The sequence below is a fragment of the Erwinia sp. 9145 genome (assembly GCF_000745075.1).
GTDB classification, from domain to species: Bacteria; Pseudomonadota; Gammaproteobacteria; order Enterobacterales; family Enterobacteriaceae; genus Erwinia; species Erwinia oleae.
On the sequence record NZ_JQNE01000001.1, the window covers coordinates 2,512,623 to 2,525,090 of the forward strand.

A 12,468-nucleotide genomic window follows, 5' to 3' on the forward strand; every position below is an offset into this window, starting at 1 on the left:
TAATTAGCGTGCTCACTGGTAAGTATAATTAATTATATTTCGTATGTTATACATAAGCATCTTTTTAAAAATCCACCATTTTTTCCGAAAAATGCCAGCCGTCGCTCACAACAAATCAGCACGCAAAAAATGTTCGCGTGAGCAGAGCGCGGATTCAGAGCGCCCGGCACCGGAGCAACGCCGCACGCACGGCATTTTTCATCACAGGCGCGGCGATTTCTTTCATGACAACTATCGGTTATGCAGGTATTCTGACAGGCCCGGCGTGGTTGCTGTGTTGTTACTGGCTGTAGCCGCAAGCGCCCGGCTGATTACACGTTAACTGGGATATCACCTAACGTATGTTGCCCTACAAATTTCCGCTTACATCAGGCAATGTCACACGCTTTTTCGTGATTTTTATACTGGTATTACTGCTGGCGTCGGGTCTGATGGTTCGCAGCGCTGTGAACAGCTGGCTGACGGAAAAACGCTACGCGATGGCGGACATTGCTCATGCCATGCAAAAACGCATTGATACCTGGCGCTTCGCCACCTGGCAAATTTATGAAAATCTGTCGGCCAGCGCAGCGGGAACGCCGCCCAACAGCCTTCAGGAAACACGCCTGCGGCCTGACGTTTATTACCTTGAAAAGAACCGCCGCAAAACGGAAGCGCTGATATTTGGCTCGCACGACAGCAGTACGCTGGATATGACGCTGCGCATGTCCAACTATCTGGATACGCTGTGGGGCGCAGAAAACAGCACCTGGTCAATGTATTTTCTTAACGGCCAGGACAACAGCCTGATCCTGATCTCCACGCTGCCGCTGAAGGATATGGCGACACGCTATAAAGAGAGCGCAATCAGCGGCATCGTCGATACCCGGCGTGCCGAAATGCTCCAGCAGGCCAACGCCCTTGATGAGCGCGAAAGCTTTTCGCCGCTGCGTCGCTTCACCTGGCAAAACGACCACTACTTCACCGTTCGCACCACCTTTAATCAGCCGGGTCATCTGGCAACCGTGGTCGCTTTTGACCTACCGGTCAACGATTTGATCCCGCTGAATATGCCGCTGGAGAATTTTCAGCTTAAGCAGGATATGGCCGGCAGCGATAGCAGTGCCGCAGGTGAAAGCGACGACGAGGCGCAAAGCACGCGCGTCGATTTTGCGAACCCGAATGTTGAGATCGCCGCCTCGCTGAGCAGCACACCGCTTCAGCTTGTTTATCGCGTTCCCGTGATGGTGCTGGTGGCGGATACGTTGCGCAACCTGATGTGGCCGCTGTTAACGAACCTTGCGCTGTTTATTCTTTCGCTGAGCGGTTTGTTTATGCTGCGCCAGCAGTCGCTGCGCCCCAGCGAAAATCAGAGTGCGGAACTGGACTCGCTGCGCGTGCTGAATGAGGAGATCGTCGGCAGTCTGCCAGTGGGGCTGCTGGTGTACGACTTCGCCAATAATCGCACCATCATCAGTAACAAAATTGCCGAGCATCTTCTGCCGCATCTGAATCTGCAAAAGATTGTTAATATGTCCGATCAGCATCAGGGCGTGCTCCAGGCAACGATTAATAATGAGGTTTATGAGATCCGCCACGCCCGCAGCGTGCTTTCACCGCATACGCAGCTGTTTATGATGCGCGATCAGGATCGTGAACTGCTGGTCAATAAGAAATTGCAGAAGGCGCAGCAGGTTCTGGATAAAAACCATCAGACGCGACAGCAACTGCTGCAAAACCTCGGTCAGGCGCTTAATCGCCCGATTGGGCAACTGACCGGTCAGCTACAGTCGCTCAGCCACGCCCATCCTGCGGACGATATTGATGATGCGCTGGAAGCGTCTCAGGCGCTGAGCCGTCTGGTGGATGACATTGTGCTGCTGAATCGCCTTGAAACCCACGAGTGGGCACCCGACGCCGGGCCGTTTAATCTGCAAAGCCTGCTCGACGAACTGGTGCTGGAGGCCCTGCCTTCACTGCGCCGCAAAGGGCTGTCGCTGATTATCAGCAATCGCCTTGACGTGGATGAAATTCGCTTTGGCGACCGGCGCGCGCTGTATAAAATTCTCACCACGCTGTTGCACTACTCCATCACCAATACCACCTGGGGGCGCATCAGCATTGAGGTGAAACAGGCCGCCGATCGACCTGACCGACTCTCCATTGACATTGTGGATACCGGCGCGGGCCTGACCGTTGATGAACTGGGCAACAGCGATTTCCCCTTCCTTGGCGAAACCAGCCAGGACCGCTTTGGACAGGCTTCCGGGCTGGCGTTTTTCCTTTGCCGCCAGCTTTGTAAGCATTTGGGTGGTCAGGTGGATATTATCGCGCGAGCCGATATCGGTTCACGTTACAGCGTGCATCTGCACGCACCGCAGGAACATACGCAGGATCAGGATGAGAAGCTGCTGGAAGGGTTAACTACGTTGATTGATATTACCGTGGATGACGTACGGAAAATTGTGGTACATCAGCTGGAAGGTTGGGGCGCGAGCTGCATCACGCCGGATGAGCGCTTCTCTGGTCAGGATCACGACGTACTGATCACCGACGATCCTTCACGTCTGACGCCGTGGGCATTAATGCTTACGGATGATGAAGCCGGTTTCAGCGCGCTCTCTGAAAATCAGTTCAAAGTGAATTTTAATATCAGTAGCGCGATGCAGGATGCATTGTTGCAGCTTATCGAACTGCAACTGGCACAGGATGAGCCAGAGGAAGAAATGGTCGATGGACAGGATGCCGTACAGCTTTTCGCACCAGGTTATTTCCAGCTATTTGTTGATACAGTACCAGAAGATGTGAAGAGATTGTATAATGAGGCGTCGGACAGGGATTTGAATTCACTTGCTCAGACTGCGCATCGCCTGAAAGGCGTGTTTGCCATGTTAAATTTAACGCCTGGCAAGCAGCTTTGTGAAACGTTGGAAATGCTCATCAAAGAGCGTGACGATTCAAACATTAAAAATACCATCGGCGAGATTGACAGCTACGTCAATGACTTGCTGCAGCAAGGTAACCAATAAGATGAATAACTTGAATGTAATTATTGTCGACGACCATCCGATTGTCCTGTTCGGTATCCGTAAATCGCTCGAACAGATCGAATGGGTCAACGTAGTGGGTGAGTTTGAAGATTCCACAGCACTGATCAACAATCTCTCTAAACTTGATGCCAACGTGCTGATCACTGACCTCTCCATGCCGGGCGAAAAGTACGGTGATGGCATTACGCTGATCAAATACATTAAGCGCCACTATCCCGATCTGTCGATTATCGTTCTGACCATGAACAATAATCCGGCTATTCTCAGTGCGGTTCTCGATCTGGATATTGAAGGGATCGTACTGAAACAGGGCGCACCTACCGATCTGCCTAAGGCGCTGGCCGCCTTGCAGAAAGGCAAAAAGTATACCCCGGACAGCGTGGCTAAACTGCTGGAGAAAATCAGTGCAGGCGGCTACGGCGACAAGCGTCTTTCACCAAAAGAGAGCGAGGTTCTTCGCCTGTTTGCTGAAGGTTTCCTGGTGACGGAGATTGCCAAGAAGCTCAACCGCAGCATCAAAACCATCAGCAGCCAGAAAAAATCGGCCATGATGAAGCTGGGTGTGGAGAACGATATCGCGCTGTTGAACTATCTCTCCTCGGTCAGCACCTCGTCGGTCGAAAAAGAGTAGTCACGGCATTTTCTGATTTAAGGGTGGAACTGTTTTCCACCCTTTTTTACGTCTGGATCACCCTTCCCTGCTTTTGCGCACCCGCTCCGCATAAAATGCCAGCGTCTGTTGGAGCGTATCCAGCGTGACCGGTTTCGACAGGCAGTTATCCATGCCCGCTTCCATACAGCGCTGCTTCTCTTCGGCCAGCGCATTCGCCGTTACGCCGACCACCGGGAAAGTCAGCCCAAGCTGTCGCAGGCGCTGCGTCAGGCGATAACCATCCATGTTGGGCATATTCACGTCGGTCAGCACAATATCAATGTCGTTACGGCTGAGCACGCTCAACGCATCCACGCCGTCCTGCGCGGTTTTGACCCGATAACCCAGCGACCCCAACTGATCGGAAAGCAGCATACGGTTGATCGGATGATCGTCCACCACGAGGATCAGGATATCGTCATTGCTGATGCTGTGCTCTTCGGCGGCAGGCAGCGCGGCCTGTGCGTCCGGCATCTCCACCTCAACGCGATAGATGCGCCCCAGCAAGGCCGGCAGCTCGTGTGGCGTTGCGGTACCGTACACCCAGCGGCCTGCGCTTATTTCGACAGGGCCGTCATTGTGGGTGCCGTCGAAGCGAATAATCGCCCGAAGCGGCGTAGAGGTTTCAAAGTCATAATCGGTCACGATGACGTCATCGGATTCACAGCGCTCATCATTCAGCCGCTGTACCTCAATGCCATGTTCGCGTAGCAGCCTCTCCAGGAAGCTCGCCAGCGCTTCGTTGCGCATCTCAAGCCAGCAGCGCTTGCTCTGTAATCCGTCGTGCAGCACCGGCGACATCACGCGGCTGTTATAGAGCGGGATACGAACGATAAACTGGCTGCCCATGCCGGGTTCCGAATCCACTTCGATATCACCATCCATCATATTGATCAGCTTTTCACAGATGGCCAGACCCAACCCGGTTCCCTGGAAGTTTTGCTGAACGCCGGTTCCCACCTGGAAGAAGGGATCGAAAAGACGCGCGATCTCTTTTGGCGGAATGCCCACGCCGGTATCCCGTACGCGAAAGGCCAGATAGCCGTCTTTCACATAGGCGTGCAATATGATGCCGCCGGTATGGGTGAATTTAATGGCGTTGTTCAACAGGTTAGAGATCACCTGTTGCAGGCGCAGTGGATCGCCATCCAGCGTTACCGGCACGTCGTGATCGATAAACACCCACAGCGTCAGCCGCTTTTTCACCACCATGCCCATATAACATATAATTTGAAGCGATATGAGTGATGATCTCGCGCGGGGAAAAGGCGCGCGGTTCGATTTTAAGCTGTTCGGACTCGATTTTTGAGAAGTCGAGAATATCGCTGATAATTTTCAGCAGCAGTCCGGAGGAGTTATTCATCGCGGTGACCAGCGACTCAACGCCCTGCGGCAGCGACTTGGTTTGTAGCAGATCGAGGTTGCCAATAATGCCGTAGAGCGGCGTACGCAGTTCATGGCTGACGGTGGCAAGGAACATCGATTTCGCCTGGCTGGCCTGCTCGGCCGCCTGCGCCATCTCCTGGAGCGACTCCTCCATTTTGACGCGCGCGCTGACGTCAACCAGTACGCAAATCGCCACGTTTTCGTTGCGATAGCGCGAGTGGACAAAGCTGATTTGCAGGTTGGTATTGCTGCCGGTCAGCACATCGACAAAGTTCACCTGCTGCCCGCAGATGATCTCCGTGAGCCGCTGCCGGTCTTCCTGCGTCAGCATGCTCAGGTAGTTATGCGCCAGTTCGTTACTGAGGATGTTGGTGCCGTCGCGGGTGCGAAGGATACAGATGCCCACCGGCGCGGAGGCGACGATTTTGCGGTTAAACTGCTCATGCTCTTCCAGGCGGTGAGCGTTGTCCTCCGCAGGCAGAAACATCCGGCGTTCAAACAGCCACGCAAGCGTAAACAGGAAAATGCCGCTGATCACGTTAAGCAGCACGGCATTGACCATCAGCATTTTCAGCTTTTCAACCATCTCATTGGTCTGCACTGAATAGACCACGTTGAGCGTGGACGGCGTCAACGCCTTCTTCATCACCAACTGCTTATAGCCGTCGATATAGCCGAACCAGCCGTTTTCATCAGGCAATTCATCAAGTGAAATGCGTGTGGCGGAACGGGAAGAGGACATGACGCGCTGGTTGTCAGCATCCACGATGGTGGCGACAACCGGAAAGCTGCCTGGCATGACAAAATCTTCCACCCGGATGGTCTGTTCAACGCCCAGCAGCGCAGACATCTTGCCGGCAACGTATACCGGCGTGATCATGTAGTAGTAGCCAATGCCCGGCTGGTTGGACGGTGCAATCCAGTAGAAGCTGCTTTTGCGCTGCTGGTCGTTGCCGTTGCGGTATTTGATGATGCGCTCGCGCAACGATTTGAGCGCACGGTCACGATCGGCAGAGGCGTCCGCCACGCCGAAATCAGCCACGCACAAACTGTCGCCGCCGATGAAAAATACGCGATTCAGCTCGTAAGCGGATGAGAAGTTTTCTTTCCAGTAGTGCAGAAAGTAGCTTAACGACTCAACCGAGTTGCGCCAGGTGTTGCTCATTGCGCTACAGTCGGAATCAGCGGCCAGCGAGACGAACTGCGGCGCGGGCGCTTTGCCAGGTAAGACACCATTCATGGCATCCAGAGAGCTGGTCGTGGCGTTGAGCCGATTTTCCGCAATGTATTTCAGCTCGCGCGAGACGTCTGCCGCATGGCGCACGTACCACTGCGCCTGCTCGACGCTGGCATTAAGCTCCTGCCGCACCTGCGACTCTTTTTCGTGCAGCACGTTGATGATGTAAAAAGCGGTCAGCAGCGCGCCAAGCATCCAGAGCATAAGCGCCAGCGCCCGAAACAGGTAGCGGGAAATGCGTAACGTGGTTCTGAATGAGACAAGATATTTCAAGCGAAACGGCCGATGTTGGATGATGATTGCGGTGGCGTTACAGTACCGTTATGGCAAGTAAAAAGCCAGATCGGTTGAGAGGGTTTCTGACGGCGTGACGGGTTGCCTCGCCGGTGACACTCTGCCGCCCGGGAGGAAGCGAGTGGTATAAAAAAAGCCGCTTCAGATGAAGCGGCTTCATTATTAACGTGGGGAACGATTACTCGTCCTCATCGCCTTCCGGCGCGTCTTCATCATTTTCCACTTCCGGCGCGATATCGTCCTCGCCTTCCGCGACGCTGCCGTCGATGGCATCCAGCTCCTCGTCCGCCACCGGCTCAGCGACGCGTTGCAGGCCAACCACGCTTTCGTCTTCGGCGGTGCGGATCAGGATCACGCCCTGGGTGTTACGTCCCACTACGCTGACTTCCGATACGCGAGTACGCACCAGCGTGCCGGCATCGGTAATCATCATGATCTGATCGCTGTCGACCACCTGCACAGCGCCGATCACCGGCCCGTTACGCTCGGTGACTTTAATCGAGATCACGCCCTGCGTGGCGCGCGATTTGGTCGGGTATTCCGTGCTGGCGGTACGCTTACCGTAGCCGTTTTGGGTTACGGTCATGATTGCGCCCTCTTCCTGCGGCACAATCAGCGATACCACGCGATCGCCTTCCGCCAGCCTGATGCCGCGAACGCCGGAAGCGGTACGCCCCATCGCGCGGACGGCAGTTTCCGCAAAGCGAACAACCTTACCGCCAGCGGAGAAGAGCATTGCTTCGTCACTGCCGTTGGTCAGCGCCACGCCGATCAGCTCATCGTCCTCGCGCAGGTTGACGGCGATGATCCCGGCGCTGCGCGGACGGCTGAACTCAGTCAGAGCGGTTTTCTTCACCGTACCGCTCGCGGTTGCCATAAAGATGTTCCAGCCTTCCGCGTATTCACGCACCGGCAGAATGGCGGTGATGCGTTCGTTTGCTTCCAGAGGCAGGAGGTTGACGATAGGACGTCCGCGTGCGCCGCGACTGGCTTCCGGCAGTTGATAAACCTTCATCCAGTAGAGACGACCCCGGCTGGAGAAGCACAGAATCGTATCGTGCGTATTCGCCACCAGCAGGCGGTCGATAAAGTCTTCTTCTTTGATACGCGCGGCCGACTTGCCTTTGCCGCCGCGGCGCTGCGCTTCATAGTCGGTCAGCGGCTGATACTTCACGTAGCCCTGATGCGACAGCGTAACCACCACGTCTTCCTGGTTGATCAGATCTTCGATATTAATATCGGCGCTGTTGGCGGTGATCTCGGTACGGCGCTCGTCGCCAAACTGATCGCGGATCAGCTCCAGTTCTTCGCGGATCACTTCCATCAGGCGCTCTGAGCTTTCCAGAATACGCAGCAGTTCAGCGATCTGCTCCAGCAGCGCTTTGTACTCATCCAGCAGCTTCTCGTGCTCAAGGCCGGTCAGCTTTTGCAGACGCAGATCCAGAATCGCCTGAGCCTGCTGTTCGGTCAGATAGTACTGACCGTCGCGGATGCCGAACTCGTCTTCCAGCCATTCAGGGCGCGCGGCATTGTCGCCCGCGCGCTCCAGCATCGCCGAAACGTTGCCCAGCTCCCACGGACGGGCAACCAGACCCGCTTTAGCTTCTGCCGGGGTTGGCGCGCGACGGATCAGTTCGATAATCGGATCGATATTCGCCAGGGCAATGGCCAGCGCTTCAAGGATATGCGCACGATCGCGCGCTTTGCGCAGTTCGAAAATGGTACGGCGCGTCACCACTTCACGGCGGTGTCGCACAAACGCTTCCAGAATATCCTTCAGCGGCATAATTTTTGGCTGGCCCTGATGCAGGGCAACCATATTAATGCCGAAAGAGGTTTGCAGCTGTGTCAGTGAATAGAGGTTGTTCAGTACCACTTCGCCAACCGCATCGCGCTTGATCTCAATCACAATGCGCATGCCGTCTTTATCGGACTCATCGCGCAGCGCGCTGATGCCTTCAAGACGCTTCTCTTTGACTAACTCAGCCATCTTCTCGATCAGACGCGCTTTGTTAACCTGATAAGGAATTTCATGAATGATGATGGTTTCGCGGCCGGTCTTCGCATCCGTTTCCACTTCGCCGCGCGCGCGGATGTAAATTTTGCCGCGTCCGGTACGGTAAGCTTCTTCAATGCCGCGCCGACCGTTGATGATCGCCGCCGTGGGGAAGTCTGGCCCCGGGATATGCTCCATCAGCCCTTCAATGCTGATGTTCTCATCATCGATGTAGGCCAGGCAGCCGTTGATCACTTCCGTGAGGTTATGAGGAGGAATATTCGTCGCCATGCCAACCGCAATGCCGGACGAACCGTTAACCAGCAGGTTGGGGATTTTCGTCGGCATGACTTCCGGGATCTGCTCGGTGCCGTCGTAGTTTGGCACGAAGTCAACGGTCTCTTTTTCGAGATCCGACAGCAGCTCATGGGCAATTTTGGACATGCGAACTTCGGTATAACGCATTGCGGCGGCTGAGTCGCCGTCAACGGAACCGAAGTTGCCCTGACCATCTACCAGCATGTAGCGCAGCGAGAACGGCTGAGCCATACGCACAATGGTGTCGTAGACCGCGGTATCACCGTGAGGGTGATATTTACCGATAACGTCGCCGACAACGCGGGCAGATTTTTTGTACGGTTTGTTCCAGTCGTTGCCCAGAACATTCATAGCGTAGAGGACGCGGCGATGCACAGGCTTCAGGCCATCCCGTACATCCGGCAGTGCGCGGCCAACAATGACCGACATTGCGTAATCCAGATAAGAGTTCTTTAACTCTTCTTCAATATTGACCGGTGTGATTTCTCTGGCCAGGTCGCTCATGGAGGCGCTTTCCTTCTAAATTATTCCCGGATTCAAAGGTGCGAAAGTATATCACCTTTAGCGATGGCGGTGAACGGAAAGCGTGATTTTGCCCGCTTTAATGGTCGCCTGCACATGGCGTCAGAGAAAGAGGTATACTCTGTACAAACTTTACAGCCAGGAACGGAAATGAAGAGTGAAACAGGGGCAGTAGCCAACGTCGACAGCAGCGAAATTGCGAAATTTGAAGCGGTGGCGTCCCGCTGGTGGGATCTGGAAGGCGAGTTCAAGCCGCTGCACCGCATCAACCCGCTTCGCCTTGGCTATATTGCCCGGCACAGCGACGGCCTGTTTGGTAAAAAAGTGCTGGACGTTGGCTGCGGCGGCGGCATTCTCGCCGAGAGCATGGCGCGTGAAGGCGCGGAAGTTACCGGCCTGGATATGGGTGCCGAACCGCTGGAGGTCGCCCGCCTGCACGCGCTGGAGAGCGGCGTCAACGTCACTTACGTGCAGCAGACCGTGGAAGAGCATGCTGAGCAGTTTGCCGGTCAGTATGACGTGGTCACCTGCATGGAGATGCTGGAACACGTGCCCGATCCGCGCTCGGTAGTTCAGGCGTGTGCAAAACTGGTCAGGCCCGGCGGCGAGGTCTTTTTCTCGACGCTCAATCGCAACAGCAAATCGTGGCTGATGGCGATTGTCGGCGCAGAGTATATTCTGCGCATGGTGCCGCGCGGCACCCACGATATTAAAAAATTTATTCGTCCCGGCGAGCTGCTGGGCTGGGTGGATGAAACGTCGCTGCGTGAGCAGCATATTATCGGCCTGCATTACAATCCGCTGACTAACAGGTTCAAACTGGCGCCTGGCGTGGATGTGAATTATATGGTGCATACTCGCAACGCCGATTCTGCCCGATAAAAAATATAACGGGCCAGAAAACTGGCCCGTTTAACTTATCCTCCAACAATAGCAGTCACGTCTGTATCTAAATCGAGCACCGAGATGACCATTTTATTTTGTCCGGTAGCCTGTTGACCTGCTGAGACAGAAACAAGTTTAAACGGCTTTCCTTTTGAGTTAAAAATAACAAAACAGGGAGACCGGGCAACAGAGCCGACATCAGCAAAAGTTAACTTAGAAATTGTCTGACCAAATATGCCTGAACTGTCGTTCTCGTCTTCATTAACGATGCTCAACTCGCTTGATTCAAATTGCCAGGCATTCTGCTCTGATTTATAGCGATAACGGCAGTGAAAGGCGAGTAATTCTTCAGCATCGTAATCATTAAAGATAAAACAAAATTTGAAGCTGGCAATTTCACTGGATTTATTTCCTGACTGATAATGCGGCGTAAGCGTTCGGCTGGTTTCAGCATTCTGCGGAAGGATACCGCCATGGGCCATGGTATCGCCGCTGCTCGGTGACCCCAGTACAGGGATAGTGACAATATCTGATGAAAAATTAATAACAGATATATCCAGCCTTTTTTTCCTGCTTTCAGCCGCAGCAAGTGCCTGCTGCTGTTTTTGCTTAATGCTGTTAGCGAGTGCAGCACCACCATAAACAATAGAAGATATCGCCGACAGAAAACCAATCGTCAGCATAAAAATACGGGAGTTATCCGCATTGTCTTTTAAATTGCGAGTTTCAAGATCGCGCAATGCGATTTGTACTAAACGAAAATCCTCAGATATGCGCATAATATATTTATTTGGCACAGACCACCTCAAAAAAAATATTTAAAAGGGATAACAATCAAATTCTGATGAGATTGATTTGCACCAGCCCACCGTTACCAAATGCATTTCGATATGCATCGTAAGAGTCATAGTCATAGTGAACAAGAGGGCAAGAGATAACCAACAGAAAGTTTACGTTCAGGCGATGGATCTTAATCGCCATCATTTTCCCTCCTGGATAGTCCGTCCAGATATGGTCTAAATTATCCCAGTCTGACTGCGTGTTTTCGGTAATTTTATCCAAACTTAAAATATAATTCGCATTAACCATTATTGCGGAATGATTAATGCTTATTTCTTCCAGCCGAATAAGTGAAAATGTTTTATTTTTTGAAAGTGAATTTCGGCTACACTGAAATTTTAATTTGAATCCTAAAGGTTCTCCTATTTCTGAGTCTAAATCTGTTCGGACATCCTGCCAGGAAAAGCCAACTTCAAATGTATAGTATAAAAGAGGACGGTCGTTATTGTTTGAACTCAACCAGGTCACTTTAATCGCACCACTACTCCCCGGCTGGATAATGCCTTCATAAGGGATAGTATTATAACCCGCATGCGATGACTCCAGCACAGATGCATCGGTATGTACCAGTGTGCCGCCAGAATAGTTATTAATACGATATTTATCACCAAAGGTAGTCGTACCGGGGCCGGCTTCCATATCCATAAATAACGCAGCAAGCGAAAGGAAGCTTCCTGCCATTGAAACAACCGATGCACCGTTATTCATGATGTCAATCGGATTACTGGCTCGCAGGACAGAGGCTGACGCACTGTTTTTCCTGGTTTGATTGCTTAGCTGCATAAGCTGTTGTGCAATAAATGTTGCGCCATGATGTCTGTAATAGGGCGTTTCAATGTAAGTATCTTGCCCACCGGATTTATACATTTTCATTGTTTTTCTCCAAATATTGAACGGAAAATAATCACTTCATGAGCTTTGATTTATAACTCAAGCTCAGGTTATTTCCCGATTACTTAATAGCAATTGATCGATTATTTTTATCTCCTCAATGATAAAAATAATAAGCATGATAATTTACTCTTTATACAATAAAATTAATTTTTTAATGTCGCATTCCTCCTGTAAAACGTTTTGCTGGTCGCGTTTTATAAATTACCAGAGGCCCTGTTTTTTTCTATGCCGTTCCGTTGTGCTGTAAAAGGAACACGCTGTTTGCTGCCGACTGACCCTGAGCAGCACGAAAATCACAGACGGAGCGAGGCGGCGCAGCGTTCTGCTCCTCAGAAAGCGGTCAGCAATCAAATTTCAAAAAAAAATATCAACCGCTTGACTTCTCCCCGCCCCTTTAAGAACGCGGGCTTAAGAA

At 52.6% G+C, this 12,468-nt stretch carries 6 protein-coding genes and 1 pseudogene; 3 read left to right on the plus strand and 4 right to left on the minus strand.

Going from position 1 to position 12,468, the window contains the following annotated elements; translation table 11 throughout:
- Nucleotides 1–341 precede the first annotated feature (341 nt).
- Both rcsD and rcsB read left to right on the plus strand, forming a co-directional pair.
- Nucleotides 342–3,008, plus strand: coding sequence for a phosphotransferase RcsD (gene rcsD / locus FA91_RS12045; RefSeq protein ID WP_034916051.1), 2,667 nt, complete (start codon nt 342–344; stop codon nt 3,006–3,008).
- 1 nt (nt 3,009) lies between these two features.
- Nucleotides 3,010–3,660: a response regulator transcription factor RcsB gene (gene rcsB / locus FA91_RS12050; protein ID WP_034916053.1), complete on the plus strand. Its 651-nt coding sequence runs from the start codon at nt 3,010–3,012 to the stop codon at nt 3,658–3,660.
- Nucleotides 3,661–3,717: 57 nt separating this feature from the next.
- On the opposite strand, the pseudogene rcsC reads toward rcsB, so the two are convergent.
- Both rcsC and gyrA read right to left on the minus strand, forming a co-directional pair.
- Nucleotides 3,718–6,577, minus strand: a pseudogene (gene rcsC, locus FA91_RS12055) (two-component system sensor histidine kinase RcsC).
- Nucleotides 6,578–6,776: 199 nt separating this feature from the next.
- A complete protein-coding gene (gene gyrA, locus FA91_RS12060; protein WP_034916055.1) occupies nt 6,777–9,416 on the minus strand; it encodes a DNA topoisomerase (ATP-hydrolyzing) subunit A in 2,640 nt (879 codons plus the stop codon).
- A 168-nt stretch (nt 9,417–9,584) separates the two neighbouring features.
- On the opposite strand from gyrA, the gene ubiG reads away from it, so the two are divergent.
- Nucleotides 9,585–10,316 carry a bifunctional 2-polyprenyl-6-hydroxyphenol methylase/3-demethylubiquinol 3-O-methyltransferase UbiG gene (gene ubiG, locus FA91_RS12065; RefSeq protein ID WP_034916056.1) on the plus strand — a complete coding sequence of 244 codons (732 nt, stop codon included), beginning with the start codon at nt 9,585–9,587 and terminating at the stop codon, nt 10,314–10,316.
- Nucleotides 10,317–10,351: 35 nt separating this feature from the next.
- On the opposite strand, the gene FA91_RS12070 is transcribed toward ubiG, so the two are convergent.
- Nucleotides 10,352–11,116 (minus strand): hypothetical protein, encoded by a 765-nt coding sequence (locus FA91_RS12070; RefSeq protein ID WP_034916058.1) that lies wholly within the window; start codon nt 11,114–11,116, stop codon nt 10,352–10,354.
- Nucleotides 11,117–11,153: 37 nt separating this feature from the next.
- The gene (locus FA91_RS12075; protein WP_034916059.1) at nt 11,154–12,032 is read right to left on the minus strand and encodes a hypothetical protein; all 879 of its coding nucleotides are present in this window, start codon (nt 12,030–12,032) and stop codon (nt 11,154–11,156) included.
- Nucleotides 12,033–12,468 lie beyond the last annotated feature (436 nt).